The 26534-nt window shown below is 41.2% G+C and carries 24 protein-coding genes and 1 tRNA gene; 13 read left to right on the top strand and 12 right to left on the bottom strand.

Annotated features, from left to right (window positions below; all coding sequences use genetic code 11):
• Genes HGH91_RS30175 through HGH91_RS30160 form a run of 4 tightly spaced genes read left to right on the top strand, consistent with a single transcriptional unit; the run spans window position 1 to window position 3339 of the window.
• Complete coding sequence (locus HGH91_RS30175; RefSeq protein ID WP_168742961.1) at window positions 1–1074, top strand: alpha/beta hydrolase; 1074 nt, start codon at window positions 1–3, stop codon at window positions 1072–1074.
• Window positions 1061–1798, top strand: coding sequence for a carboxymuconolactone decarboxylase family protein (locus tag HGH91_RS30170; RefSeq protein WP_168742960.1), 738 nt, complete (start codon window positions 1061–1063; stop codon window positions 1796–1798). The genes HGH91_RS30175 and HGH91_RS30170 overlap by 14 nt, the downstream gene beginning before the upstream one ends.
• An 18-nt stretch (window positions 1799–1816) precedes the next feature.
• Window positions 1817–2869 carry an alpha/beta hydrolase gene (locus HGH91_RS30165; RefSeq protein ID WP_168742959.1) on the top strand — a complete coding sequence of 351 codons (1053 nt, stop codon included), beginning with the start codon at window positions 1817–1819 and terminating at the stop codon, window positions 2867–2869.
• Window positions 2870–2871: 2 nt separating this feature from the next.
• On the top strand, window positions 2872–3339 hold the full coding sequence (locus HGH91_RS30160; RefSeq protein WP_168742958.1) for a cupin domain-containing protein: 468 nt from the start codon (window positions 2872–2874) through the stop codon (window positions 3337–3339).
• Between the two features lie 129 nt (window positions 3340–3468).
• On the opposite strand, the gene HGH91_RS30155 is transcribed toward HGH91_RS30160, so the two are convergent.
• The 6 genes from HGH91_RS30155 to HGH91_RS30130 form a co-directional block, all read right to left on the bottom strand.
• Window positions 3469–4182 carry a hypothetical protein gene (locus HGH91_RS30155; protein WP_168742957.1) on the bottom strand — a complete coding sequence of 238 codons (714 nt, stop codon included), beginning with the start codon at window positions 4180–4182 and terminating at the stop codon, window positions 3469–3471.
• Window positions 4183–4358: 176 nt separating this feature from the next.
• Window positions 4359–5084: an NADPH-dependent F420 reductase gene (locus HGH91_RS30150; RefSeq protein WP_168742956.1), complete on the bottom strand. Its 726-nt coding sequence runs from the start codon at window positions 5082–5084 to the stop codon at window positions 4359–4361.
• A gap of 21 nt (window positions 5085–5105) precedes the next feature.
• Complete coding sequence (locus HGH91_RS30145) at window positions 5106–5567, bottom strand: SRPBCC family protein (protein WP_168742955.1); 462 nt, start codon at window positions 5565–5567, stop codon at window positions 5106–5108.
• 11 nt (window positions 5568–5578) lie between these two features.
• The gene (locus HGH91_RS30140; protein WP_317166867.1) at window positions 5579–5935 is read right to left on the bottom strand and encodes an ArsR family transcriptional regulator; all 357 of its coding nucleotides are present in this window, start codon (window positions 5933–5935) and stop codon (window positions 5579–5581) included.
• Window positions 5936–6789: 854 nt separating this feature from the next.
• A complete protein-coding gene (locus HGH91_RS30135) occupies window positions 6790–7491 on the bottom strand; it encodes a prolyl oligopeptidase family serine peptidase (RefSeq protein ID WP_168742954.1) in 702 nt (233 codons plus the stop codon).
• Window positions 7492–7653: 162 nt separating this feature from the next.
• Window positions 7654–7726: transfer RNA gene (locus tag HGH91_RS30130), tRNA-Lys, on the bottom strand.
• A 244-nt stretch (window positions 7727–7970) separates the two neighbouring features.
• Between HGH91_RS30130 and HGH91_RS30125 the strand changes: the two genes are divergently transcribed.
• Together HGH91_RS30125 and HGH91_RS30120 are read left to right on the top strand one after the other, a co-directional pair.
• Window positions 7971–8780: a pseudouridylate synthase gene (locus HGH91_RS30125; RefSeq protein ID WP_211092481.1), complete on the top strand. Its 810-nt coding sequence runs from the start codon at window positions 7971–7973 to the stop codon at window positions 8778–8780.
• Between the two features lie 713 nt (window positions 8781–9493).
• Window positions 9494–9727 (top strand): hypothetical protein, encoded by a 234-nt coding sequence (locus tag HGH91_RS30120; RefSeq protein ID WP_168742953.1) that lies wholly within the window; start codon window positions 9494–9496, stop codon window positions 9725–9727.
• 231 nt (window positions 9728–9958) lie between these two features.
• Here the strand turns inward: HGH91_RS30120 and HGH91_RS30115 are convergent, their stop codons facing one another.
• The 5 genes from HGH91_RS30115 to HGH91_RS30095 form a co-directional block, all read right to left on the bottom strand.
• Complete coding sequence (locus tag HGH91_RS30115) at window positions 9959–11371, bottom strand: LamG domain-containing protein (RefSeq protein WP_168742952.1); 1413 nt, start codon at window positions 11369–11371, stop codon at window positions 9959–9961.
• A 1203-nt stretch (window positions 11372–12574) separates the two neighbouring features.
• Entirely contained in the window at window positions 12575–13549 is a 975-nt protein-coding gene (locus HGH91_RS30110) for a PD-(D/E)XK motif protein (RefSeq protein ID WP_168742951.1), read from the bottom strand.
• Window positions 13546–15783, bottom strand: a complete 2238-nt coding sequence (locus tag HGH91_RS30105) for a Z1 domain-containing protein (protein ID WP_168742950.1) — start codon at window positions 15781–15783, stop codon at window positions 13546–13548. Before HGH91_RS30105 ends, HGH91_RS30110 begins: the two co-directional genes overlap by 4 nt.
• Before the next feature lie 6 nt (window positions 15784–15789).
• Window positions 15790–17325 (bottom strand): ATP-binding protein, encoded by a 1536-nt coding sequence (locus tag HGH91_RS30100; RefSeq protein ID WP_168742949.1) that lies wholly within the window; start codon window positions 17323–17325, stop codon window positions 15790–15792.
• On the bottom strand, window positions 17309–18664 hold the full coding sequence (locus HGH91_RS30095; protein ID WP_168742948.1) for a DNA cytosine methyltransferase: 1356 nt from the start codon (window positions 18662–18664) through the stop codon (window positions 17309–17311). The genes HGH91_RS30100 and HGH91_RS30095 overlap by 17 nt, the downstream gene beginning before the upstream one ends.
• A gap of 290 nt (window positions 18665–18954) precedes the next feature.
• On the opposite strand from HGH91_RS30095, the gene HGH91_RS30090 reads away from it, so the two are divergent.
• Window positions 18955–19134 carry a hypothetical protein gene (locus tag HGH91_RS30090; protein ID WP_211092480.1) on the top strand — a complete coding sequence of 60 codons (180 nt, stop codon included), beginning with the start codon at window positions 18955–18957 and terminating at the stop codon, window positions 19132–19134.
• 158 nt (window positions 19135–19292) lie between these two features.
• On the opposite strand, the gene HGH91_RS30085 is transcribed toward HGH91_RS30090, so the two are convergent.
• On the bottom strand, window positions 19293–19733 hold the full coding sequence (locus HGH91_RS30085; RefSeq protein WP_168742947.1) for a helix-turn-helix domain-containing protein: 441 nt from the start codon (window positions 19731–19733) through the stop codon (window positions 19293–19295).
• 165 nt (window positions 19734–19898) lie between these two features.
• On the opposite strand from HGH91_RS30085, the gene HGH91_RS30080 reads away from it, so the two are divergent.
• From HGH91_RS30080 to HGH91_RS30055, 6 genes are all read left to right on the top strand, one after another.
• Window positions 19899–20891 (top strand): sensor histidine kinase, encoded by a 993-nt coding sequence (locus HGH91_RS30080; RefSeq protein WP_168742946.1) that lies wholly within the window; start codon window positions 19899–19901, stop codon window positions 20889–20891.
• 39 nt (window positions 20892–20930) lie between these two features.
• Window positions 20931–22076: a HEPN domain-containing protein gene (locus HGH91_RS30075; protein WP_168742945.1), complete on the top strand. Its 1146-nt coding sequence runs from the start codon at window positions 20931–20933 to the stop codon at window positions 22074–22076.
• A gap of 11 nt (window positions 22077–22087) precedes the next feature.
• On the top strand, window positions 22088–22384 hold the full coding sequence (locus HGH91_RS30070; RefSeq protein WP_168742944.1) for a hypothetical protein: 297 nt from the start codon (window positions 22088–22090) through the stop codon (window positions 22382–22384).
• A gap of 505 nt (window positions 22385–22889) precedes the next feature.
• The gene (locus HGH91_RS30065; RefSeq protein WP_168742943.1) at window positions 22890–23099 is read left to right on the top strand and encodes a hypothetical protein; all 210 of its coding nucleotides are present in this window, start codon (window positions 22890–22892) and stop codon (window positions 23097–23099) included.
• Between the two features lie 178 nt (window positions 23100–23277).
• Complete coding sequence (locus HGH91_RS30060) at window positions 23278–24783, top strand: hypothetical protein (RefSeq protein WP_168742942.1); 1506 nt, start codon at window positions 23278–23280, stop codon at window positions 24781–24783.
• Between the two features lie 13 nt (window positions 24784–24796).
• Window positions 24797–26534: S8 family peptidase (locus HGH91_RS30055; RefSeq protein WP_168742941.1), on the top strand; the 1738-nt coding region annotated here is incomplete at its 3' end.

The following is a 26534-nucleotide window of genomic DNA, read 5'->3' as shown; positions in this document are numbered from 1 at the left end:
ATGCAAAAAGGATTATCGGGTGGGCTGTTAATGTGTGTGGTTGTTACTACAATTGTATCTTGTGCAGCAATAAAAGAACGTAACAGCGGCAATTTCGTTATTAAAGAGCAGGGAGCATTTTCGGCGGGAGGCACCGTCATTAAAAGTGAAGGAACATTTGACCCCCTAAAACCTTGGTATGAGCCCCAAGGAGGACAAACACGGCACGGAGACCATGCTGATGTTTTTTATCAGATTCCGGTAAATGCAAAACACAATTCGATGGTGTTCCTGCACGGATATGGCCAGTCCCGCCGCAGTTGGCAAACCACTGCTGATGGCAGGGAAGGTTTCGCTGACATATTTTTGCGAGGAGGTTATGGCGTTTATCTTGTTGACCAGCCGGGTCGAGGCGATGCGGGGCAAACCACAAGACCAGTACAAATCACGGCGACACCCGATGACCAAACCTGGTTTACGCAATTCCGTATCGGGCAATATCCTAACTTCTACAATGACGTTCAGTTTCCGAAAGACAGTTTATCGCTGGACAGGTTTTTCCGTATGATGACTCCGAACACTGGCAACGTTGATGAGGCAGTGATTGTGAAGGCAATGACCGCCGTATTCGATAAATCGGGAGACGGCGTTCTCTTTACGCATTCTGCGAGCGGAGCACCAGGATGGAAAATTGCGATTAAAAGCGATCACGTAAAAGCTGTTGTAGCCATCGAACCGGGCGGATTTACATTTCCTGAAGGCGAAGTACCTGCGAACAATCGCGGCGGCAAAGGGGTACCACTTAAAGAATTTATGAAGCTGACTAAAATTCCTATCGTTGTTTACTATGGCGACAACATTCCGAATGAAGAAAGCAATGCTGCTTCGCTAAATTTTTGGCGTGGTGTCTTGGCTACGGCAAGGCAGTGGGCAAAGGTTGTAAACGCTCACGGTGGTGATGCTACCATTGTTCACTTACCCGAAACAGGTATAAAAGGTAATACGCATTTCATCATGTCAGATTTAAACAATAAAGAGATAGCAGATTTAATTGAAGAGTGGTTAAAAGAAAAAAGGCTGAATGAAAAAAATTAAAGTAAATACAATCATAGCATTACTAATAACCGTCTTTTGTTTTACCTATCATCTGAAAGCACAAAACAACACGAATACAAATGAGAGGTTAAGCCCAAAGGAGCAAAGTATTATTTCTATTGCTGCATTGACTGCAAAAGGCGATTTACCAAGGTTAAAAGAAAGGCTGAATATAGGTCTTGAAGCAGGTATTACAGTGAATGAAATAAAAGAAGTATTAGTACATCTGTATGCTTATTGCGGATTTCCCCGCAGCATTCGCGGGCTACAAACCTTTATGGAAGTCCTTGATGAACGCAAAGCCAAAGGCATCAATGATAAGATTGGAAATGATGTTTCGCCTGTCCATGAAAAAGGCAGCAAATATGACCGCGGAAAAAAGATTTTAGGAGGGCTTACCCAAACACCACAACCCGATACACTTACAAGCTATTCAGCTTTTGCGCCTGTAATAGACACCTTTCTGAAAGAACATTTGTTTGCTGATATCTTTGAAAGGAATGTTTTAACCTATTCCGAAAGGGAGCTGGTTACAGTATCGGTACTTAGCACGATTGGCGGTGTAGAGCCAATGCTGCGTTCGCATCTGAATATTTGCCTGAATGTAGGTTTGACACCGGAGCAATTACTGCAATTCGTAAATATTATAAAATCGACCGTAGGTGAACACGAAGCTACAGTAGCCGGGACTGTATTGGATGAGATGCTTAAAAACAGGGAATAACTTTTAAATCAAAGCAAGATGAAACCGATAACATTCGTTCTAATAGCAATTTTTATGACAACAAGTATAATATCCTCTGCTCAAACCAACAGAAAAAATCCCTTTGGCTTGGTATATGAAAATGCGATTACAGAAAATATAAAGGGAAAAGTAAATATCCATCCTGTAACCTACAAACTGAACGGGATTGATATAGCCGCCAACGTTTACACCCCTGCGGGATACGATTCATCAATGAAATATCCGGCAATAGTAGTCGCACATCCTAACGGCGGTATAAAAGAGCAGACAGCCGGGCTATACGCACAATGTTTGGCAGAGGTGGGTTATATAAGCATTGCTGCTGATGCAGCATACCAGGGAGCAAGTGGCGGAGAGCCACGTCACACGGATAAGCCTGCATACCGAATTGAAGATATTCATGGTATGGCTGACTTTATTAGTCAGTACGCTGGGGTTGATGCAAACCGCTTAGGTATTTTAGGCATTTGTGGTGGCGGCGGTTATACTTTAAAAGCAGCCCAATCGGACAAGCGTTTTAAAGCAGTAGCTACCTTGAGTATGTTCAATACAGGTGAAGTAAGACGTAATGGCTTTCAAAATTCACAATTAAACACCATCCAGGAACGCCTAAAACAAGCATCGGATGCCCGTGAACAAGAAGCTGCAGGCGGTAAAATAATTTATGCAGGTGAAGCAAACCCAAATCTAACGGAGGAGAATATTGCCAAAATCTCAACTGATTTATACCGTGAAGGTTACGAGTACTATTTTAGAACCCATGCACATCCAAATTCCACCTTTCTATACACCATGAGTAGCCTGCTCGACTTAATGACCTGGGATGCCGCAACCAATATGGATTTAATAAACCAGCCCCTACTCATGATGGCCGGAAGTAAAGCCGATACAAAATATATGACAGATGAAGCGTTTCGCAAGGCAACTCATGCAAAAAGCAAGGAACTATTTCTGATTGATGGAGCCACGCATATACAGACTTATTGGAAATCCGAATATGTATCGCAAGCCGTAAATAAATTGGTTAAATTTTATCAAAACAATCTCTAACGATGAAATATATCCTCCCGTTTGCAGCTGTTCTATTTACAGCTTGCAATAGCAATCAAAAAATGGAAGACGTAAAACAGCAAGATGTGCTTATATTTCCGCAGGGTAAAAAAATTACAAATGGAAATTTCACGGGGACAGTTTATCTTCAAATGCTGGCAGACGCAGACAGCCTTAACTCCATATCCGTTGGAAATGTAACTTTCGAACCCAGGGCAAGAAGCAAATGGCATATTCATCCGGCAGGGCAAATATTGTTGGTAATTGATGGTATTGGTTACTATCAGGAAAAAGGGCAGCCTAAAAAAATACTCCATAAAGGTGATGCCATAAAGTGTCCACCTAATATTCCCCATTGGCATGGAGCAAGTGTCAACAGTGCTTTTGTTCAGTTAGCAATAACGGGAAGAGAAAAGGGTGAAACAGTTTGGTTAGAGAAAGTGACCGATGTTGAATACAACAGTAAATAATAAGCATTTAAATGTAAAAGCTCCTACTTAATCGGACAGTTATACTCATCCCGACAGAAAGTAATCTAACACCATGTAGCAGGATGGAAAGCTACAATAATAAACAATTGTATCAGGAATGAAGATCAGCTATTTCCTTTGTTTTTGTATATCCATCAGCATACGCGCGAAGTGCGGATCCATAGGGGTAATTCGTCCGGTATTGAAAGAGAGGCCTACGCTTCCCGGAGGTGGTACCATCCCGCCCAGACCAAAGCCCGATACAGCATAATACAGGGCAGGTTTTCCTACTTCCGCCCTGATACTTCCGGTGGAGCCGCCGAAAGTGCCACCTTTGCTGAGCTTCAGCTCTGTGCCAAAAGGTACTTCATAACGGAGAAAGCTATCGGCGGGAATCTTTACCTCTTCTCCATTTATATTTAAGGGTATGGCTTTCCCTTTGTTGCCGAAAATATAGACCACGTTTTTTTCCTCGCGGTCTGTATTCCGCTGGAGTGCAGAGTCATCTGCAAAGAAGAAATCGAGCGTTAATTCCGGTTTCGTTGAATCTGTGTCCGTGTAGGAGTGGAACATAAATGTGTTGGCGCCTGATTTCATACCACGACTTACCGCTAAAGCCCATAGCCTTGAAAGCGCTTTGCTTTCCATGGCAACAGTCCTGGAAGAAATGGTGGCCACATATTCTAGCCCTGATGTGTCAGCGGGGTTGCTCCAATAAACTACCTCGCGTGATTTTTTTTTGCGTTGAAAGGTGTCAGATTTTTTCAGTATCTCTACTTTCTGGCTGTATACATGGCCACAGCAGAATATCAGGAAGGCTAGTACAAGGTAAGGGTGCTTCATGCATGCTATTTCTTCAAAGTAAATAAAAAAATGTGAATGTAGTGCCTTACTCCGAAAATCTTCCTCCACTTGATAACCTTGTTTTTCCGGAAGAAGGAGGGCATTAAAAAAAAGCGCCCACCAGTCAGGTGGACGCACAAGTAATCTACATTTGCAGCATCAGGCATCACTATTTTTTATCCCCGCATTTTGCGCAGGTAGGCGGCCATATCTGTATTCATCAGCGCTTCATCTGCTTTCCTTTGTGCGGTAGCTTCGGCGCGCCCGGTAGTAGCCATGGCGGCTAATCTTTCTTCCAGCACTGGCAGCGTGATATCCCTGCAATAAATAGAGGAACCCGGTTGTTGCTTCCAGGAGTCGGCAATGCTGCCAATATCCACCGCATCGAATCCAATGGCTTCCACCAGGTGCAGCACTATTTTCTTCGCGGCGGCCTTGTCGCCGGAAACGGAGAGGGCTATACGATTTTTATCGCCAGCCGGCAGGCCCTTGTCATGCAGGCTTTCAGCGAAGATGGAGTTGAACACTTTAACTACCGGAACCCCCAGTTGCTCCTGTACCCACAGGCTATCGAGACCACTTTCTTCCAGGGCAGGGATCACACCATCGCGAAGCAGGGGATAGTAGTTACAGGTATCAATGACCACTGTATCTGCCGGTAACTGCCGGAACATTTCTTTAGGAAGATCCGGTATGTTTTTTTGCGGAATGGTGACGATGATCAGTTGTTTTTCCCGGATTGCTTCGGGCACAGTGGCTGCCGCGGCGCCGGTATTGGCGGCTACTTGCAGCAGGGATGCTGGTCCCCGGGAATTGGCAATCGAAACGGTATGGCCCAGTTTAACCAGGTGCGCTGCAAGACCGGCCCCAATAGGGCCGGCACCGATAATGCCTGTATCCATGGTGTAATGTTTTTAGATGCGTTATTTAGGAAGTCCTCCGCCTTTAGGATTGGGTTGCCCTTTACCGGTAGTGATCAGGTCACGCAGGCTGTTGTTGATATAGCCACTCCAAGCGTTATGGCAAATATCATAGCATTCATAAGAAGGTACCAATCCACGGTGGGTGAAATGAACGGCTGTCTGATTTCCTTTTTGAGTGATATCAAATTCGAGATGCGTATCAATCCACTCGGTTTTATCTTTTGTAAAAGTGAAATCATTTTCCAGCACCTGCCATACCACTTTTTTGTCCGGCACTATTTCTACCAGTTTCATTCTGCAGGTATGAAGACCAGTCACTTCATAGAAAAACTCATCATTGAGCTGTGTGGTGCCACCAGTAATGTTTTCGGACCACCAACCACGAATATTCGTGATAGCCTGAAATACGTCGTATGGTGCTTGTGATACCACAAAGGTAGTGTTGAAATCAGGAATTGCCATTTGGATGTTTTTTAATTAGGTAATTTGTTATTCAGTAAGGTTTCCAGTTTTTTCAATTTGGATGCCCAGAAGCTGTCATAGTAAGAGATCCAGTTCTGCAACTCACGGAACCCGGCGGACTTCAATGTACAGTAGCGTTCCCGCCCGATATCCCGGATGGAGATAAATCCTGCGGTATGCAATATTTTGATATGCTTGGAAACCGCAGGACGACTCATATCGAAATTTTCCGCTAAGCCGAGGCCCACAACAGGCTGGAAATCGTTTTTCATCAACCATTGTTCCATCAGTTCCGGTTTGATCAGATAATCCCATACCATCTGTGCCGGGTGCGGGAAAAAGAATTGATGTTTAATCGTGTTTGCCACAATATGTAACTTTAAAGTTACCCAAATGTATATGTAACTTTTTAGTTACCCAAATTTTTTTTCTGGAAAGGGGAAATAAAGCACGAGGCCATCCCGCGTAACAGGATGGCCTCATGCTTTATAGGTAGTGCGATTATTTACTGAGGTCGGTATACTTATACCGTGTAACGTACCCGGCTGTTTTGGTGTCTCCCGATGTAGCCTTGTACCAACTAGTATCTGCAACGGTCAGTTGTTGATTATCCCGGTCACGGGCATACGAAAAGAAATCTGTTTTGTTTGGGACTCCGACTCTGTTGCTTTTTTAATGGACAGTATATATAAAGGATACCCATTTTGCACAATCCAGCTATGGAGAACAAAAGACGTATTGGGTTGCGATAGAAATATAGGTCCATTTCATCTATTCGATAGTGATCCCGATTATCCCGTAGATTACATTCTTGACTGCGTGCTTCTTCCAGACTTTTCTCAATTTCGGTTTGCTTATGAGGAGAAAGCTTTGGCACTTTACAGGCAATCAGCTTTAAAGCTTGATACATATCGTCGGGGTCTTTGCCGAAAAGTTGCATTAACCGTTCTCCATACCGACGGTTTGCTCCCATTATCTGTAACCCGCTGGCTTTAGCCAAAGCATAATAAACAACTACAGCTGCAAAGTTGGCTCCAGCCTCGGTAGTCCTTACTGTAATTTTCGTGGGTGGTTACAAATGTCTGCTGGATATAGCCGTTTTTCAGGGGGAGGTCAAACGTAGCGAAGGATTGCAACTGCGTCAAAATCTGTTTCCTACACAAGTCCTTTTTTGACAAGTTAGGGGAGTTTACCCAAACAGGCAAAAAATAAACTCACTTGACTACCTAGCATGTACATCTTGCTTTTTTTTCAGCAACAGCCAATCAAACACATCTTTCCTTTCATAAATAAACTGAAGGTCGTGACCTATCCCCTCGAGCCGGGTAAACCTGATATTTTCGTTACATTGATCTAGTTTATTAACGACTCGCTCTGTTTCAGTTATCGGAATTTTCTCGTCTGCTGTCCCATGAAAGGCCCATACTGGAACCCTGCTAATATCGCAAATCCTTATCGTGTCAGTATCATTACAGCCTCCGCATAATGGTATTATTGCAGCAAATTCATTGGGGTGATCCATTGCTGTAATATAGGTGCCATATCCTCCCATGCTGATTCCTGTTAAATAAATTCTGCTGGAATCAATCCGGTATTTAGATATCAAATCCATATATAACGAATCAAACCAATTCTCAGTTGACCAGTACTTACCTTCCGGGCATTGCGGCGCAGCAACGATAAAGCCAAATTCTTGTCCTCTATCAATAAGGTGGGGCCATCCATATGCCTTTACTTTATTCAGGTCATTCCCCTTTTGTGACCCTCCATGAAGATAAATAACAAGGGGATAACGATTGCTTCCTTCCGAATAACCCTTTGGCAAAAACAATACGTAGTTGTATTTTGTCTTTACTTTTAAATTGGATTGCGCATACGCATTGTTACCAGCAAAAAGCAAAAAAAATAGCAAGAAGATAAACATATTTTTGGGCTCTGTGAATGTTCCGAATAGTTATCTTTGTAAAGATAGTTGGCAGCTACATAAAGTGTAGTAAACCACAACAGCTCTTCCCGGCTTTTATAGAATAAATTATAGAGTAAAAACAAAAAAACCACCACTACGGCGGGTTTCGGAAAAATCCTGTGATCCCGCTGGGACTCGAACCCAGGACCCATACATTAAAAGTGTATTGCTCTACCAACTGAGCTACGGAATCGTTTCCCTACCATACACATGGCATATTGGGGCGTCAAATGTAAGGAAATGTATTTCATTATTATCCTTTTACAAGATTTTCTTGTCAACAGGCCATATAACAAAGTTGATAACCACAGCTATGACGACAGATGCAACGCATAGAAAACACTGCTATAAAAAGCACAATAATTACAAAATCGCTTATCTTTGCGCCTTCTTAAGCCAACCTATCAAGGCTGGTGCAGTATGCCGCAAGCGTGTATATGACCGATGTAGAAGACGATTATCATCAATCTGTAACAGAACAGGAACAACAGGCTGACACAGCCTTTTGTCGCTTTATAGACCAGGACACTGCCAGGTCTATGGCCGAAACACTTACCTTCAGCCTGGATGGCAACGTACATCCGCTTTGTGAAATTGCCGTTGCTGAGCTTCAACAACATCTTTCCCTACAAAATGAGTGGACACATAATTTTGGCCTTGGCAATGATGGCAATGGGGCTGTTATTGGTAAAATGTTCGGTGTACTGGTAGTAAGAACCCGGTATGGAACCTTGGGATATCTGTCAGCATTTTCCGGCAAGCTGGCAAATGGAAATCATCACAACAGGTTTGTAGAACCGGTATTCGACGGACTTAAAACAGGCAGCTTTCTAAATGCCGGTATGATCCGTTTATCAGAAATCAACAATGAAATAGCCGCTCTCTCCCGGGAAGATGCTATCTTCCATCAACCAGCCATTACACAGTTAAAGGAATTACGTAAAGCCCATTCCATCAGGTTACAACGAAGGCTCCTGGAGCAATATAATTTCAGCAACAAGGCAGGCCATTTAAAAAATATGGTAGATATCTTCACCGCCCACGGCTATAAACAACCGCCGGCAGGCGCCGGGGAATGTGCTGGTCCAAAATTACTGCAATACGCCTTTCGTCATCAGATGGAACCTTTAGCTTTAGTCGAATTCTGGTGGGGCTTATCTCCCAAATCAACCACCTGGAAACATGGAGCCTACTATAAGCCATGTAAGGAGAAATGCTCACCGATACTGGATTATATGTTAAGCTAGTCTGAGTTTCCACCAATTATCAGGCTTGGATCATTACAACACTATTGAATAGACGAAATAAAAGCAAAAAACGACACCAACGCAAGTATGACCCCTATAAATGCCGGAATCATCAGCAACTTTTTTCCCCTGAGATTAGCGTCGTTTTTACTAACCCAATTAATCCAACGACAGGTATGAAAATGATCAATAAGATGTGAAGCTAAGACACCTGGGAATGATTTTTTATACTATGACTGGAATGAAGGGAATCCGGAATTTTATAATCTAAAAGAGGTTCTGAATTTGAAGCATTAGCTAAATAATTTGTACTTAGGCCTCCCAAAGAATTCAAAATTATGTAATCAAATATTTTGTAAATTAGTATAGACAAGTCAACCCAAATAAAACTAAGTACGTAAGAACAGCGAATCCGCACTTTGATAGACTAACAAATAGACCAAAAACAAAAAACCCGCGCAGTGCGCAGGTTTCAAGTTTCTCCAGTGATCCCCTTGGGAGTAGCACGTATCTTCGTAATGTCTTGTAGAGCCTGTATTTGATAGTGGTGAGCGTTTATTGCTGACCGTTATGCTGACCTGATTACGTGTAACCGTTATAGTCAGGAGCAATGATACGCAAATATAAGTAAATTAAAATGAAGAACTGGCAAATGAAATAAGCATATTAAAAATTGGTTTGGAGAATCCATGTGATTACTACGCTTACTTTTTATGTTCACAGTTATTGCTTGTATCGATCGTATTACTCCCCATGGCAAACCCCACCAAGCTAATGCAATGGTTTTACTCAAAGCTGAATTATTCAATTCGTCTAAACAATCCGGGCAACCAACATGGATTTTCGTTTTATATCGGGTCACGATAATAAAACTCGTTACTGCTGCTGTTAAAGTGGCGTTTGCTCAAATGCAATACATTATAGCATTTAAAGCCAGTGACGGTTAGTATAGTTAATCAATCTACTCTTTTGCTACTCAACGCTCACTTTCTATCCTTACATATCATTCCACAGCTTTACTACCCAAAGCAAAAAAACCTTGCAGAATCAGCTTCTACAAGGTTTTAATTACGTAAGAGTATTTAGTTTTACTCTTTCGTGATCCCTATGGCACTAATGTCGGAAAGCGTGGTGGCATATTATACACCTTCAAGCCTGGTCTTCACGAATCGTTAAGGTCAGTTGTTGAGGTTAAACAACTGCTGTACTTCAGCTGCCGTAAGTGATCTGCCATAGATGCGGATATCATCCAAGGCGCCCTGAACAAAGTAGCCGTTGGTAGGCGAGTTAATGTCATCGCGACCAATGTACAGTTTTACTGTTGCAGGAGCATTAGGTGGCGTTATGCCAGTGGCAACTTTATTCAGTACACCATCTATATAGAAACTCATTTTCTGGTCAGCCACGGTATACACGCTGGACAACATATGCCAGGCCCCGGTGTTGATTACCTGAGTGCTAAAGGCGCTCATGTAACCATAGTAGCCTGCGCCGCCGGTAGAAGCATATCCACTGATTCCAGAAACGTAACCACCGGGACCGTTGTCGCGTTTAGTAATCATAGCTGAGCTATAGGAAGCATTATAAGCATCCAGCTTCACCCAGGTATTCAGTGTGAAGTCGGTATTGGTCAACCGGAGGTCAGCAGAATCATTTACAGCAATGAAGCTATTGATGCCATTGAAGTAGAATGCGCTTTTTGCTACACCTAACCTGTTTGTTGTAAGCGTGGTGTTGCTGCTGATACCATTGTGATGGTTGCCGGACAGGTCACGCGCGCCGTTAGTGGTATCTAGTGGCCAGTAAGCAATCAGGCCGGCGTTAAGATCGGCCGGGGTGTAAAGTTGCTGGATCTCTGTAGCGCTCAACGCTCTGCCATAGATGCGAATATCGTCCAAAGCGCCCTGAACAAAGTAACCGTTGGTAGGCGAGTTAATGTCATCACGGCCGATATACAGTTTCACCGTTGCAGGAGCATTAGGTGGTATTATACCAGTGACAACTTTATTCAGTACGCCATCTATATAGAAACTCATTTTCTGGTCAGCTACAGTATACACGCTCGACAACATGTGCCAGGCCCCGGTGTTGATTACCTGAGTGCTAAAGGCGCTCATATAACCATAGTAGCCTGCACCGCCGGTAGAAGCATATCCGCAGATTCCAGAAACGTAACCACCAGGACCGTTGTCGCGTTTAGTAATCATAGCCGAGCTATAGGATGCATTATAAGCATCCAGCTTCACCCAGGTGTTCAGTGTAAAGTCGGTATTGGTCAGCCGGAGGTCGGCAGAATCATTTACAGCAATGAAGCTGTTGATGCCATTGAAATAAAAAGCACCATTCTTTTTGCCGAACCTGTCCATAGTGAACGTGGTATTATAGGAAATACCATTGTGGTGACGGCCGGATACGTCGTTAGCCAATGTAACGCTGTCCAATGGCCAATGAGCAATCAAGCCGCTATCAGCGCTCGTATTGCCCTTCGGAAGTGGACTTGATTCATTGATAATAGTTTTTGAACAAGAGAATAATGAGGCCATTATTACGCCACATAGGCTAACTTTTTTCAAGATTTGTAATGCTTTCATATAAAAATTAAGTAGTAAAATAATTCAGTCTGAATACTCATTTAGAAACGACCAACATATTGTTCTATGAATAGCCTCTCAAGCTAAATAGCAGAATAAAGGTGAATAATAATATTGCATGGGGATACATGTATTTTTTCATAGTAAAGGTACTGAGTACAGAGTAACAGCATCGACATATGTAAATGTCTATACATGTCGATATGCATAAATATATCTACAAACTAATGAATTCGCAAATTTTTTTTATTGACTAGAAAATTTAGCGCCTCAATCATGTCCAGGGTAGCCGCTTTCATTTTGTAAATTTCAAATTCCTCAAACGTTTAAAAATATTGTTCCACCGGGGCTTCGAAAAAGTAAGCGAATTCTCGATCAACCACGGAACCAGCCCCTTGTTTATACAAGACCATAATTTCATCCCTGGTAAGCCGCTCCCACTAGAGATCTTCGTAGGTACATTTAATCAGCATCAAAAATTAGCTTGTTGGAAAATGAGTTTACTAAATTTAAAATGGTATCGAGCAATATTGAATGCTTTTTGAAATCAGTCATGCAATACAGTATAGCATTTAAGGCCAGTGACGGTTAGCAAAAATAATCATTCTGTTGCTAACCTCAACGCTCACTTTTCTATCGTTACTTATCTTTTCACACATTTACCACCAAAAACAAAAAAACCTTGTAGAATCAGCTTCTACAAGGTTTTAATTACGTTAGCGTACCTATTTTTACGCTCTTTCGTGATCCCGGCAGGACAATTCTCGAACTCATTTTATGAACATTTAATAGCTCTTTATGACCTTAAATTACTGATTAACAACTCAATAAAATGAACCCAAGATACCTTCAATACAGTAATAATCAACCCTCCAGTAGCCTATTTTGCTTTTTAGTATGGTTATACACTGTTATTGGCTTTGCCAGCCATTGAGAATAGGTCAATACATCTATCATTGGAACGGTTCCGTTAAACTGTAATTCTGAGATCAATTTAAGCAAAAATGAAGCGGCCGGCTTCCCACCCGTCAGGAAAGTATATTTTCCTACTATTCTATCATTCAATGGAGGGGCTTCACGGAAGATTGCAGAACTGTTGGATAAGAACCTCCCCATCGGAACGGATTTCAGTTCTTTCAATTTGCGAAATAAGGATTTAGACGGTTTCGACATCCGGGAGTTTCTGTAAGCAAACTCCCATTATTAACTGTTGCGAAATAATATCGAATCTTGGAAACCCAGTGTATCAACAGGAACAATTTGAGACAAATCTGATTTATAGTGGACGTCAAAGACATTATCAGGAATATGAATTTGTTCAATTTTTTCAATATCCTGATGCTTGTAAAATCGTAATGATTGTTTGGCAATTTCATAATCAAACTTTATTCCAATAGAGTGTTCTAACGTATTTGCAAGGGTTTTACATACCAAACCGTGCAACTTGTCTATTTGATTATGGTCATTGCCAACTTTCTCTGAAATACTATCTATTAATTGTTGAATATTTATACCCGAATTATGTTGTTTTACAAATATAGAAGCAATCAAAACTTGAGTATCAGATGGCGGATTTAGCTGTTCCGACGAGAATGTATGCTTACGTTCAAAAGTGGAACTGCTTTTGACTTCTATTCTTTCTATTCCCGCATTGAAATCAAATTTTTCTTCAGGTGTGTTATGCCAAAAATTCAAAAGGGCATGCGGATTTTTTGCATTATCAATTAAAAATAACTCTGCCCAAAGTCCGTACACCGTGTTGGTAGGTATGTCCGTTAAGGCTTTAAATACCTCCACAAATTTTTTCAAAGAATCCACAACTTGTTGCTGTGTTGGATTTGCACCTATAGTCTTCACAAGTGTTTCTGCTATTCTTAAAAAATATTCTTGCAAATTTCTGTCAGCACTTTTAAAAGTAATTACAGTAAACGTTTCCAATCTGCTTATTTTATTTTCCGAAATTTTACATTCAATATTTTGTTCAAGTTGTAAATGTTTAAAGCGGAAATTTTTTAAGCTAATATCCTTTGTGCGTTTCGTAACGGATAATAATAAAACTGCATTGCCCTCAATATCCACGGCAAGTCTAAATTGGGGATAATTCGGGATAGTAATAGCATTGAAAACTTTATTGCTTTCAGGAATTGAAAGTGTATCGTATAACTCAATTAAATTCATGCTTGCCTGATTATATCTGTGCCGATGTGTTCGGGAACCCAAATTGCAAGTGTTGGTACTTTTGTGAAATCAGTATCTCTAATATTCAGCAAGTGAACTTGAATAGTTAGTAAATAGTCATCTTTAATTTCTGAATCACCTGGATAAATCACCTCGCCTGTTCTTGGATTTCGTCCTTGAAATAATTGTTGAATCTCATCGTTTCGATTAAGCCTACGAGTTCTACCTTCCCAATTATCAATAGAATTGGTACTCATTAAATAAACCAAACATTCATCATCGGGACGTTCTGCAATATAGCCCTTCAAAATTCCGCGTAAACTTGAATAAGTTGCAGAATCACTTTCTCTTGTGTAACGGAGTTTATTTAGCAGATGCTCCAGACAATCTTTGATTTTAATTCTTGCGACCAAATGTTTTTGTTCTTCTGTTCGGTTTACGTGTCCTGTGTCTTGTAGAAAGTTTGCAGAATTTGCTTGTAAGAACGTAAATAAAGATTCTCTATTTGTTTCAATAAGTTCTTCGGTGTCGTGTGGTGCATTTATCCTGAACCAATCATTACCGAACGTATCCCTGTCTAAATCATCATAAATTACATTACGCCTTGTCAGATTAAGCATTTGGTCTAAAACCACTTCTCTGTCCCAATCGTTTAAGTGTTTATTGTTAAAGTCAAATTCTAAAAGCCTGTTTCTTACATCTTCTTCGTGTGCTATAATGAAATTGTAAGAATCAATCGTTACTTGATCAAGAAACACACGGCAAAAACCTAAATAATTTCTCTTATAGCCAAAAAATCTCGCTCTCTGTTGAATAGTATCAACGTTTCCTGTTCCAATATTTCTTGGCATATAGGTAACAGTTAATCCCTCAACTGTAAAGCCTCTATCCATTGATTGCCCCCCAACCAAAATCCAAGAATAAGAATCGTTCCAAGGAATTTGAGGTGTCTCACCGTTTCGCGAGTTTACCTCTACAATTTGCGTGTATCGTATTGCGTGAATTAGGTTTACACCTGCCAGTTCTTTAAAAGGTTGTAAGTTTGGAACGGTTTGTTGCAAGTGGTTATATGAAACTTGAAACTCGTTTATTAATTCCCTTCTATCTTCATTATCATTACCTGACAATAATCTTTGCCAACTGTTACAAGTGTTACGAATCCAATTTGTGAAATCACTGTGATCACCCTGCAATCTTGATGGATGAACAAGCATTGTCCTATTCCGTTGGTCTTTGTTTATTTCGCCTGCAACAACACCTAAAAAATAAATCCGCAAAGCACTTTTTAGACTTTCGGGAATTTCAAACAACTGATTATTGTTTGTAGAAATTTCGTTTGCTGGAATTTCTACAATTAAATTCGGATTATTTCTAAAAAATTCAATTCCACCTGTGTATTCTTGTCCAGGCGTTAATAACCGAATAAAATTAGGTGAAAGCCTATCCATTATATTAATAAATAGATTTGCCTGCGGTGTCGCAGTATATTGTAGAAATGTATGGTGTGGGAAGACAGACCGCAAAGCAGTTATTCTTCTATAGATTGTTGAAACTTGATTTTCGGTTAAATTTTCAACGTCAATTCCTTGTCTTGCTGCCCACCTTGCCCTTGTGTTCAAACTTGCTTGGTCACCCTCATCATCAATTATCAAAGTTGGTACACCTTGCAGATTTTTACCTTGTAAAAGGTTTACTAAATTATTTAAATGAGAAGTGTTTTTCATTACTGTAATTAGCAATGTTCTACATTTATCATTTGGGAAAGTCGGGTCAGACCATTGAGCTAATGTTGTTTCAATTGTTTCCAAGTCTTGGCGACTACTTGGATTTTGCAGTAATGTCCATTGTCTATCAAAACGTGTACTTAATCTCAAATCGTTGGATAAACGATTCGTTGACTGATTAACCAAATTCGTAGAAACTCCTGCAATTACAATAACGATTTGGTAATTATTATCTCTTGCCAAAGCTGTGAGTGTAGTAAATGAAAGTGTTTTACCACTTTGCACATATCCGATTACAATTCCCGTTTCGTTATTAGTTGGATTATTAGGATTTCCGCAAACCTGCATAATGCGGTACGTTTCATTCAAAACACGTTCACCGCTTTCGTTTGGCGTCCTGTCTGCATTAGTAAACCCTTTACTCCGTAGCAATTCAATTGTTTCATCACCAACGAATGGTTGCCATTCACCGCTTCCATTGCTATCTTGTATTTCAATTATCTCTGTCATAGTAACTTATTTTGATAAATTGGCAATTAGTTCATTGAAGTTTCTACGCACTTCACCTTGATTCTTATAGCTATCTTTTGCAATAATTTCAGAAAGTCCAAAAGCTGCAGCAATACGAAGTATAGGTTCAATTTTATTTGTATCTGCGCCCGCAAAATCAACCATAAAAGGGTGAGTAAGGGATAGTCTTATTCCGATTTGTCTTACTAATGAATTGTTAACTCTTTCTTTTATAAAACTGTCGCCAACCTCAATTAGCTCCGTTAATGATGGGTCATAAGACAATTCTATTGAAACTTTCCAATCTGTTTTATTAAATCGCAAATCAAATTCACGATGCAGAGTTTGTTCAGTTGTCGTTAAAACCTCTTTTTCGGATGTTTCAACTGTTGCAACATTGTTTACGACTTCTGCAACCGCTTTGGGGGCTTTCTTTTCAAAATCATTAACCGTTTCATCAAGAGCTTTAACAGCTGCCTTATATTCTTTTTCGGTAGCCCTTACTCTATATTGCTCCGCTTGCTGCAAAAGCGGAAATTCTTTTGTGCTAATGTCGTCTTTCAAAAGACGCAGAAAAATATCAAGATTTTCATCCCATTGAATACCCTTTTTGGTGAAGTTTACACTAAAACCGTCCAAGTGCAACTCTCCAAAAACCCTTTGATAGCGGTAACTATTTGGTGCTCCAAAAATAAAATCAGGTCTAAACCCTTCGTCAAAACTTCCTTCAATTACGCGCCCTCTTCGAAATAAAGCAAATCCCGCTTCTGCTGTCGAAGCTTTTTCACGAATGGCGACAAATCCATGAACACTTAATCCTTCTTCAATATCGAAATCAATTTCTTTACGCCAAAGAATAGGTTCTCCGCTTGGCTCATCCTGTTTTGGAACATATAAAACGTTGGGGTCATTAAAGGTTAGTTCTTCGCCATTCAAGGTTAGTTTCAATATCCCCTTGCGAATAAATTCACGGTAAATGCCTCGTAAATGGTCTTTTACTTTTGCAACACCTTTGCGTCTTGGCATTCTGTTTACATTATACAACTCTACAGTTGTATAATGATGATTTGTATCACAAGTCTTGATTTCAACTTCCAATTCCTCCAATTTATCTTCAAAAATTTTCTTCATATCAAAGACAACTTTTTTCACATTGTCTTCTCCTAAAGCGGTCGTGGTTACACACCAATTATCAGCAAACCAACAAGCGGCAGATTTCATTCCCATCCCAAATTCTGATAGTCCTGAATTATCGGGTGGTACTTCTGCCGCTCTAAATGCTCGTGCATAATCAGTTTTGCTAATTCCGCCCGCATTGTCACGAATAGTAATTCTGTTTTCTGATTCGTTGATTTCTATTTTTACTTCAAGTTGAAAATTTTTGCCTTCAATTTCCTTGATTCTATTTTCATTTTTCAAATAGCTGTCAATTGCATTGTCTATAAATTCAGCCAACGCAAACCAAGTCTGATACTCTATGTGTTTCAACACAGAGAGCATAGTGACTTGTGGACGAATACTTACTTTATCTTGCTGACTCATAAGATTTGGATAAGGAGTTAGGCGAATGGCGTTGCTTCGCAACACCATTAACTTTTTTCTCTTTTTCTAAAAGTTGTGTTGCTATGAGTTTTACAATTTTAGCATTTACAGCATTTCCTAATGCTTTGAATGCGGCGTTATCATTTTCAGGAAGTTTTAGTCCTTGTAAAGATTGTAACTTCAACCCTTCTTTCCTTGTTATATATCTATTTTCCCAACCAATGATGGGAATTTGTGTATTAGTACAAACAAGGGAAGGAAAGAAGTCTGGCTTTTTTATCCTAATACCCGATGCTCTAAATTGTAAAAGGTATTTATTTATTTTTCGTTTACTGTCGCCAACATTCCATTCTAATTTTTGCCAACTTTGTGAAGGCAATCCCGCAATTCTATTTACAATTTCTTTAATATCCTTTTTATTGTCTTTATAGAACTGCCTATTATATTTTATATAACGTTGTTTCCAATCGGGGAATTCGTCTTCAACTCTTGCATAACTTGGCAAATTTGCCAGTTGTTCTTCTTTGGTCTTACCATTGAGAGAAATACCAAAATTACCTTTGTATTCAGCCAATTCTTTTGCTGAAAGTAAATGTGGGTACGTTTCCTCGTAAGGATAATCTGCACCAAACTCCATCCCCCAAATTGGGAAGCCAGGTATTTTTACCTCCTTAGGTAAAGCATCTATTAGCTCTTGCCAAAGTTTAATACAGTCCTGATTTGCTTTTGGAAGTTTCTTTGCATTTGCAGGGCTGAGTTCGATAAAATTTTCTAATTCAACAACACTTTTTTTGTGTTTATCAACATTATCAAAACTGAAATGTTCAAGTGCATTTTTCCCAAAAGCTCCAACGATAAAAATTCTTTGCCGGTGTTGCGGGATGCCGAAGTCGTGAGGCGAATAATCTCTATGGTCAACATCATAACCCAACCTTTCAAAGTCAGTTTTCATTGCTTTCCAAGTTTCCTCATTGTTATGTTTGGCAATAAAACGAACGTTTTCTAAAATAAAGAATTTGGGTGTTCGTGCTTCGAGAATTTTTACTATTTCGTCAAATAAAGTTCCTCGTTCATCATCTCGTCCAAGTTGCTTTCCTGCTTTTGAAAATGGTTGACACGGGAAGCCTGCACACAGAATATCATGGTCAGGAATAAGCTCAATGTTATCTTTAACTATCTTCCTAATATCTCCGTGGATATTTATATCCTTGCCCCAATTTAGTTTGTATGTCTCTCTTAGTATAGGGTTAAGTTCGCTGGCAAATACACACTCATGTCCAAGTTCGTGTAATGCTTTATGAAAACCGCCAATCCCCGCAAATAAGTCAATAAATTTCATCTAATATCAAATTTCAACAGTTTTGAATATCTCTAATTATCAATCACTTTTTAGTTGGGATTCTAATAATTACTCTCTTTTCGTTTTGTTCTGATGGTAAATAATTACTACACCCATATATCATCCTACTCGATAAACTGTCTAATATACAAATTTCTTTTATTCCAACCACTCACTGCCAAGTAATTCCACTGAAAGACACATCGTTATAGCACTTCTTTTTCCCTGACACTTTTGGCCCGAAAGCCCGCAGAAAGTGGAAAGTAGAAACAAAATAATTCATTCAAATTATGAAAAAAAAGAAAAAAGTATTGCTGACAGGCATTGCGCTACTGTCGGCATTTGGTGTGTTCGCCCAGGGGAACGGTAATGCTGGCATTCAGGAATGCAACACAAATGGTAATAGGATACTTTCATCCGGCAACCTGACTTTAACTTCTGCGTGTAGTTTATTTTCCTTGTCTTTGTAGAAAACAAGCGGCGTCCTAGTTATAAGGGGATTTTACACATGAGGGTCTATAACGTCAATGCCATACAGTCGAATTAATAATTGCTATTGGTAGAAATGAAAAAAGCCACCACAGAAATGTAGCCGCTTTTACACATAATATATTGTTTCTCGCAATTACTATTTCTTGCCTCTCCCCGCCAATCGCTTCTCCAGTAACTCGTTTTTCTCTTTTTCGGTTTGCAGCAATCGTTCGTACAGCTTTTTATTTTCTTCAAATACTTCCACTAATTTATCAATCGCGTTAAAAGTACAATGATAGTTGGTACAACCAACGGTGCCATTATTGACACTGCTATCATTAAACGTATTGAAATAATTATTAGCAGCGTCCTCGTTTAAATTTTTAATTGCATCCGCCGGAACATTCAGTGCTTTTGCCACTTGTTCCAATAATGGGGCATCAATAATTTCTTTTTGCTCCAATAAGGAAACTTTCTGCTGGTTCCAGTCATCCCCCAATAAAGAAGCCAGGGCATCCTGCTTGATGTCCAGAATTTCGCGGATACGCTTTACGTTTCTTCCCTGGTGTATTTTGTTAGGCATCGCTATAGTCGTCATAATTGTTGCAAATATATGAAAATGAATATAGTAAAAAACATTTGATTACCTGTAAGATACAAAGAAAAAATGTGAATTACACCGCTTCCTTCCCGTTCCTTTGCGTATCAAAATGAACGGGCAGTTACTACACCGCCTATACCTTAAACCAAAATCCTTTTCACTATGCAGGCAAACCTACGCCCCGCAGGGCGAACTATGCCCGTATCCGGTTATAAACGGATACTCTTGGCAGAAGATGCCGTCCGGTCTTTTTTTATAGACTTCGATCCCAAAGAAGCTACAGCTACCATATGGGACGCCACCGTGGCGGCTATCAGCAATCCCCAAAGCAAATATCAGGAAAATCCACAGCAGCGGGATTTTTTGATGATGACCTACCGGCATCTTGAAAAGTTTATAGAAGCTGCCCATACGTTACATGGCAGTAGCGAAGAATTAGGGTATATAGCGCAGCAACCGGAAGGTTTAAGAGACGCGGAGGATTTTTTAGCCCTTTTTGCCCATGAAATGCGCAGCCAGCTAACCGCTATTAACATCGCCTGTGAAAGCATGTTTGGCACAATGGACACCGATAAACTGGAATATTACCTGTCTGTTATCCGCGCTACCTGTCATCACGTCCGAAAGGTCTTGTCCAACATGATAGATACCGTTGTTTACCGCAAAGGCATCGCAGTTCCCCTTATCAACAAAAGCAGTTTTTGGGTGGACAGATGGTTGCCGGAATGGGTAAAACCTTTCGAGTTGGTCGCAGGTGTCCAGAATATAACCTTTGAGTACAAAATTAATTACTGGAATAAGGAAGCCGCCATTTGTACAGATAAAGAGAAGATAGAACAGATACTCTGTAACCTGCTGACCAATGCCTTTCATTACGCACCGTCCGGTAGCAAAATATTATTAACTGTCAGCCAGTCTGCCGAACAGTTGATAATACTGGTAAAGGATGAAGGTAGCGGCGTTCCTGTTGCATTGGCTCCCTTACTATTTCAACCATATAAACTGACTGATAAAGGCAAGGGGGGAGCAGGACTGGGACTTTATATCTGTAAGCTCTATGCTGAACTGTTGGGTGGCACCATACAAGCCAGTACCCGCGCCAATATGGGTACCACCTTTACTGTGAACATCCCATTGTCCCCTCCCACTCCATAAATAACCTGTTTATGCCGTCACCCAACTATAAAACCTAAAATGAAAACAAGTATGATGGATGCCCCAGCTCTTTATGATCTGTTCTTTCCCCCGCCCCATATGGGGCCACAACAAAAGCCCAAACTGATTATCCGCAGTTTTTTCAATCGTTACACCTTACTGGAAACACGCAGTATCCTATGGAAATTGCTACAGAAAGTAGTAGCAGACCAAACAGAGGATAACAATAACGGTGTATTGGGTGCTTTCACGGAGCAATTCGGCTACATGCTGGCAGCAGCCTATGTGGCCGCAGGCTCGCCGGTCAACAAATCCACAACCGTAGTGGCAGATGATCCTGCAGGTATCGGTGCTAACCTGTCAGCCGAAGTCGCAAAAACACCTAAGCTGAAATTGGTATTGGATATTATCTGTACCATAGCCGAACCTGAAAAGGTCTTTTTAATAGAGGCCGATAACTTAAATAGCCAAGGTAGCGGTGTGTTTGATCTTTTCGTCTTATTGCCGCCAGCGGCAACCCGGTCGCTGCAAGACTATGCAAACCTGATTGATGCTGCCTGTAAAAGCATATGCCCTGTAATCATTTCTGTTCATAGGACGAGTATTGTCTATAGCATGATTAGGGAGGGGCATATCTTCTTTTCAGCGGTTTGCCGACCTGAGTACCTGATCTATGACCGCAACCAGACAGCGTTACCTGTAAATGGGAATTATGAGCTAAAGAAGATTAAACATAAAGCACGTGGCGTTTTTATCAAACGATTTAGTAAAGCAAACGGCTTTTTAGAGGGGGCGCGGCTTTTCTGCCATACCAACCAAAAGGAGCTGGCGGCATTTATGATGCACCAAGCGGTAGAACAAGCTATCATGGCGCTGGTCTATTCGCTGACAGGAACTAATCTTGTTTCTCATAACCTTAAACGATTACTCCAATTCAGCGGGCGATGTACCCATCAGCTTGAGAATATATTCCAGTTGGACATACCAGAAGAAAAGGAGCTATTCGACCTGCTTGTAAAAGCCTATACCTCCACCCGGTATTATGATTACATCATTACTGACCTGCAACTGTACCAACTGGAAAAACGGGTAACGGCATTTCTGGTTACTGTGGAGCAGTCATTTTACGAGGGATTAAACCAAGTTGGTCAAAAACATAAAAAAACAATCAATCAAAATACTTAAAAAGCAAACCCATGAAGCCACCTAAAACTAATATCCTGCTGGCCATGCACACCGAACTTGCCCGGTCAGTGGTGAACTTCCGTAAACGTGTGTGCGAAGAATGCAAGTGGAGTACCCCAACATTTTATCGAAAAATGCGGATAAAAGATGTCGTAGATCATTTGGGGAACATAAAGGTACCAGCGTTAAGCAATGCAGAAAGGGAAAAGATCAATTCTTTGTTTGATCTGGAAATTCAGGAATTATCAGACTGGAATGATCGGAAAGTAAAAAGAAGGCCGCCGCAAGGTCTGAATAATCAGGGTTAGATATCCGCTTCCATAAGTATCCCCGGCAAGCTCTCCTGCTGGGGCTTTTTAGCTGTACCGAAATCAGGTGTAAACCATATTCAGGACGACACAAGCGTATTTAAAAACTATTTAAAAACCATTTGATCTCCATTTGAATCCTATTTGAATCCTATTTGAATCCTATTTGACTACCATTTAAAAATATTTAAACGGATTTAAAAAGAGTTAAAAAAATCAGTTTCGTTTTTTGACGGTATAATTTTTCAAATGTATTACGTAACATTGCCGTCTGAAAATAAAAAAGGCATAATCGGTAACGATAATATTGAATAAACATATTTGCGTTTAGCAAAACAAAGCTGCCTCTGAAACGTCGAAATTTCTATACTCGCGGCCAAGTTTAATGCTAAACGTCTATGGCAATGCCGTAGGCGTTAGCATTTCTTGCGAGTAGGGCTTTCGACGGCCTCAGAAGCGGAAATGTGAAACCTACGGCATTTTTATGCAGTGTAAAACCATTGTTATGAACCCAACTGTAACAGCTATTGAAAACACCTATCCCGAGTTACCTGTAAAGGCGGATGAAATTTCTGCTTTCAGGTACGTGCAGCCCCTTCAAACCTTTATCCTTTCCCTAAAAGACAAGGAAAGAATCATACGCTTTGAGCCGGATGATATACAGTCTTTCATAGATTGGCTGAACGTTCATTATATCCGGGAATATAAAGCGTAAGCCAATGCTTGCAAATAGGTTGCAAGTACCATTAGTTACTTTGATCAAACAAGAACCCCTAACTATTGTGGATTTAAACAGGTGGTTATTGTCATTTTTTGTTGATGTGGGATAATCTTGGACATTACCGTGATCCTTACGATGTTAAATTGATTTAACTTTAATTCAATCCCTGCTTATGAGAAATTTTTGTTTTGTTCTATTGTTTGTTATTTCCTGCATTAAAAACGGGATCGCCCAGCCCTCCGGCCTTGACAGCAGCTTTGGGGTGAATGGAAAGGTTATTTACTCTACACCCGCCACGTGGGGCAGCGGTTTTGGAGGAATAGTAATGCAACCCGACAATAAAATTATTGTGTGTGGTGGAGCAATGGGTACCACGTTTGTCGCACGGTATAAGAATAATGGAGTACTGGACAGTAGTTTTGGTATAAACGGAAAATACTCAACTCCACCTTTCTCCGGTTATGGTTTTGATAATGTCATTTTGCAACCTGATGGAAAAATTCTTTTAGGAGGCCTTGCAGGGACGAATTTTTCCTTATTCCGCTTAAAGACTAATGGGACACCTGATAGCTCATTCGGCTCCGGCGGATCAGTAGCGCCACCTACTGGTGGCGGTAATTTTTATTATGGCATCGCTATACAGCCGGATGGAAAGATAGTTGAAATGGGAACTGTTAGCGCTTCAAATGGAAGTGGCAACGCTATTGTAATGTATCGTTTTCTCGCTAATGGCCTTGTTGATAGTAGTTTTGGCGCCAATGGGCGGGTTTATACAGAAACGTGTTGTTATGGTTTTAGTCCCCGAGCGATAATGGTGCAGCCGGATGGCAAAATACTTGTAGGCACCCAATCTTATGAACCGGTTACGCAGGCAAGTGTCTTTGCCTGCCTTCGTTACCTGTCAGACGGTTCGCTGGATACAACATTTAATCATACCGGCACATTTTTGGGAGCGGCAGGGTTTCTTACCTATGTCAAAACAATGGCATTGCAGCCGGACGGAAAAATAGTCCTCGGTGGGGCTATCGATGGTAGCCTTGTACTGCAACGGATCGATAGTGGGGGTACACCAGACAACAGCTTTGGCATCAATAGCATTGCTACTGCTGATACCTGTACTGCGTCCTGTATGGCATTGCGCGCTAATGGAAATATTGTTGTTGGCGGCTATACTACTGCCAATAGTGAAAACTGGGTCGTAATGCAGTTTAAACCCAACGGCACTTTAGATTCATCTTTCAGCCAGTATGGCAAAATATTTACGCCGATTGGCATTGATAGAAATCGTATGTATGATTTGACATTGCAGACAGATGGCAAAATTGTTGCCTGTGGCCACTATGGGAACTACAGCGTCGCAAACGGACAAACTGACGCTATAATAATTCGTTATCATTCTGACGGCCGCCTCATTGTTCCTCGACTACACATAGGAATTAACCCGGATATTACATTGTACCCATTACCAGTGTCGGACTTATTGCACATCAATACACCTGCCAATGCTGCAATTGCAGATGCGCTTCTGTATAGCATCGACGGCAGGAGTATTGCCCGTCTCCCCGTGAATAATAACACCCTGAATGTAGCAGGCTTTCCAAACGGCCAATACCTGCTCCGTTTGCAGTTTACCCCTTCTTTCTCACCCATAACACGGAAGATTATTATTAATCACTAAAAACTAAACAACAATGAAGATTAAATTTTATGTGGCGCTTATAGCGCTGCTGGTAAGTTACGTACCTGTATTATCCAATGCGCAGGTAACGGTTTACCTGTCTATCCCCAATCCTGCAACCATTACAAGGGTGTCTGCCGGGGTGCCTACGTTTTCGATTGCAGATGCTAACGTACTGGTGAGCCGGTACAACGTAACAGGCTTTACACAGCTATACCCCAGCCACCGCTTTGAGTTTATGCAACATGTGTACGCGCTGCAATGCAGTGACGCAGCTTTTGCTGTGGCACTTAAAAACAACTGGCCTGCTGCGTTCCCCTATTATGAACTGCCCATCATACCGCAAAACCTTGCTTATTACCCGAATGATTGGGGGTATGGCAACTATGGCTATCTCAACTACATCGGTATGCCGAACGCATGGGATATCTCTAAAGGAGATACAGGAACAGTGATCGGTATATCAGACAACTATTTTGATATGGCCAATCCCGATTTACAGCATTATAAAGTAAAAAGGCTTACGTATAATGTGTCCCCTAATTATTCATGGGATTTTGGGCACGGTACCACGGTGGCCGGTATCGCATCCGGAGGGACAGACAACCATTATGCTTATCCCGGTGTAGGCTTCAATTGCAGGCTCGACCTTGTAGGGATTAAAAGTACAGATGTACTGGCCAGCATGTCTGATCGGAACTGTGCAGCTGTTAATGCCAGCTGGGGCACCAACGCAGGTTTTGATCTTGGCTACATATTTAATACTACCGTTTATGATCAAACTAATCTCCAGTATGCTTATGAGAATGGCACTTTGACAGTAGCGGCAGCAGGCAACGGGCAAACAGGAAGTCCGGGGTTTGCAGGGCAATATTTTACACCTGCGTCGCTGGATCACGTTATGTCCGTAACCAATGTAGGATGGGCAAACGCCCGCAATGGTAGTACAAATTATAATGTACAGGGAGCGCACGAATGCTATCAAGGAGATTCGGTTAATCACTGCTACCAGCATAACACCCGTGTAGATATATGCGCTCCTGCATTTGATTTGGGGGCTATTACCGCAGACAGTGCAGATACTTCAAGACATTACCTGCCCTTAGCCGGGACTGGCACTTCTTTCGCAGCTCCGCAAGTGACTGGGGTGGCAGGATTATTGCATAGTTTAAGCCCTTGCATTAGCCCATATCAGTTAGAATGGGTTATTAAAAGTACAGCTGATACTGCAATATTGAATTATTCAGAGAATTTACGATATACCGGCAGACTTGGCGCTGGCGGTTTAAGAGCAGGGGTTGCACTAAACTATGCAAGTTCTAACCTTTCCTCTCTTTGCAACAACCCAGCCACCCAAACGATGTTTATACAAGGTGTGGAGTTCAATACCATATGCGCACCGGGTTATAGCAGTAATGGTGTGGTCCCCCACCTGATCCCGGTCATTACCAACGGTACTGCTCCTTTTACCGCCCGCTGGGTGCCTATACCGGGCAATGAAGCAACGTTAAATGATGTTAAGGCATTGCAGCCAACGGTAACAGCCGCCACGGGCGGTAAGCTGCTGTATTATCATCTGACGGTTTATGACAGCGATCCTGTAGCACAGAAAGTGGCTGATAAAATTATCCGCATTCAGCTGGATACGGCTGCTCTTAGTGACTTCGCAATGCGTGATTCTTATGTAGACATGCTGGACGAGCCGAACAGCCAGGCTACCGTAGATGCCCGTAACTGGGAGATATGGCACA

It is taken from the genome of Chitinophaga eiseniae, assembly GCF_012641265.1.
In the GTDB taxonomy this organism is placed as follows: Bacteria; Bacteroidota; Bacteroidia; order Chitinophagales; family Chitinophagaceae; genus Chitinophaga; species Chitinophaga eiseniae_A.
The sequence above is the reverse complement of the archived record's forward strand: the minus strand, read 5'-3'. Positions and strand labels throughout refer to the sequence as shown.

Excerpts from the sequence above, each read along its gene's own strand:
- HGH91_RS30105 (WP_168742950.1), bottom strand. The coding sequence starts at position 15,783 with ATGACAGAGATAATTGAAATACAAGATAGCAATGGAAGCGGTGAATGG.
- HGH91_RS30080 (WP_168742946.1), top strand. The coding sequence starts at position 19,899 with ATGCAGGCAAACCTACGCCCCGCAGGGCGAACTATGCCCGTATCCGGT.
- HGH91_RS30170 (WP_168742960.1), top strand. The coding sequence starts at position 1,061 with ATGAAAAAAATTAAAGTAAATACAATCATAGCATTACTAATAACCGTC.
- HGH91_RS30075 (WP_168742945.1), top strand. The coding sequence starts at position 20,931 with ATGAAAACAAGTATGATGGATGCCCCAGCTCTTTATGATCTGTTCTTT.
- HGH91_RS30115 (WP_168742952.1), bottom strand. The coding sequence starts at position 11,371 with ATGAAAGCATTACAAATCTTGAAAAAAGTTAGCCTATGTGGCGTAATA.
- HGH91_RS30135 (WP_168742954.1), bottom strand. The coding sequence starts at position 7,491 with ATGTTTATCTTCTTGCTATTTTTTTTGCTTTTTGCTGGTAACAATGCG.
- HGH91_RS30065 (WP_168742943.1), top strand. The coding sequence starts at position 22,890 with ATGAACCCAACTGTAACAGCTATTGAAAACACCTATCCCGAGTTACCT.
- HGH91_RS30165 (WP_168742959.1), top strand. The coding sequence starts at position 1,817 with ATGAAACCGATAACATTCGTTCTAATAGCAATTTTTATGACAACAAGT.
- HGH91_RS30095 (WP_168742948.1), bottom strand. The coding sequence starts at position 18,664 with ATGAAATTTATTGACTTATTTGCGGGGATTGGCGGTTTTCATAAAGCA.
- HGH91_RS30150 (WP_168742956.1), bottom strand. The coding sequence starts at position 5,084 with ATGGATACAGGCATTATCGGTGCCGGCCCTATTGGGGCCGGTCTTGCA.
- HGH91_RS30125 (WP_211092481.1), top strand. The coding sequence starts at position 7,971 with ATGACCGATGTAGAAGACGATTATCATCAATCTGTAACAGAACAGGAA.
- HGH91_RS30100 (WP_168742949.1), bottom strand. The coding sequence starts at position 17,325 with ATGAGTCAGCAAGATAAAGTAAGTATTCGTCCACAAGTCACTATGCTC.
- HGH91_RS30160 (WP_168742958.1), top strand. The coding sequence starts at position 2,872 with ATGAAATATATCCTCCCGTTTGCAGCTGTTCTATTTACAGCTTGCAAT.
- HGH91_RS30120 (WP_168742953.1), top strand. The coding sequence starts at position 9,494 with ATGTTCACAGTTATTGCTTGTATCGATCGTATTACTCCCCATGGCAAA.
- HGH91_RS30090 (WP_211092480.1), top strand. The coding sequence starts at position 18,955 with ATGAAAAAAAAGAAAAAAGTATTGCTGACAGGCATTGCGCTACTGTCG.
- HGH91_RS30110 (WP_168742951.1), bottom strand. The coding sequence starts at position 13,549 with ATGAATTTAATTGAGTTATACGATACACTTTCAATTCCTGAAAGCAAT.
- HGH91_RS30145 (WP_168742955.1), bottom strand. The coding sequence starts at position 5,567 with ATGGCAATTCCTGATTTCAACACTACCTTTGTGGTATCACAAGCACCA.
- HGH91_RS30175 (WP_168742961.1), top strand. The coding sequence starts at position 1 with ATGCAAAAAGGATTATCGGGTGGGCTGTTAATGTGTGTGGTTGTTACT.
- HGH91_RS30070 (WP_168742944.1), top strand. The coding sequence starts at position 22,088 with ATGAAGCCACCTAAAACTAATATCCTGCTGGCCATGCACACCGAACTT.
- HGH91_RS30060 (WP_168742942.1), top strand. The coding sequence starts at position 23,278 with ATGAGAAATTTTTGTTTTGTTCTATTGTTTGTTATTTCCTGCATTAAA.
- HGH91_RS30085 (WP_168742947.1), bottom strand. The coding sequence starts at position 19,733 with ATGACGACTATAGCGATGCCTAACAAAATACACCAGGGAAGAAACGTA.
- HGH91_RS30155 (WP_168742957.1), bottom strand. The coding sequence starts at position 4,182 with ATGAAGCACCCTTACCTTGTACTAGCCTTCCTGATATTCTGCTGTGGC.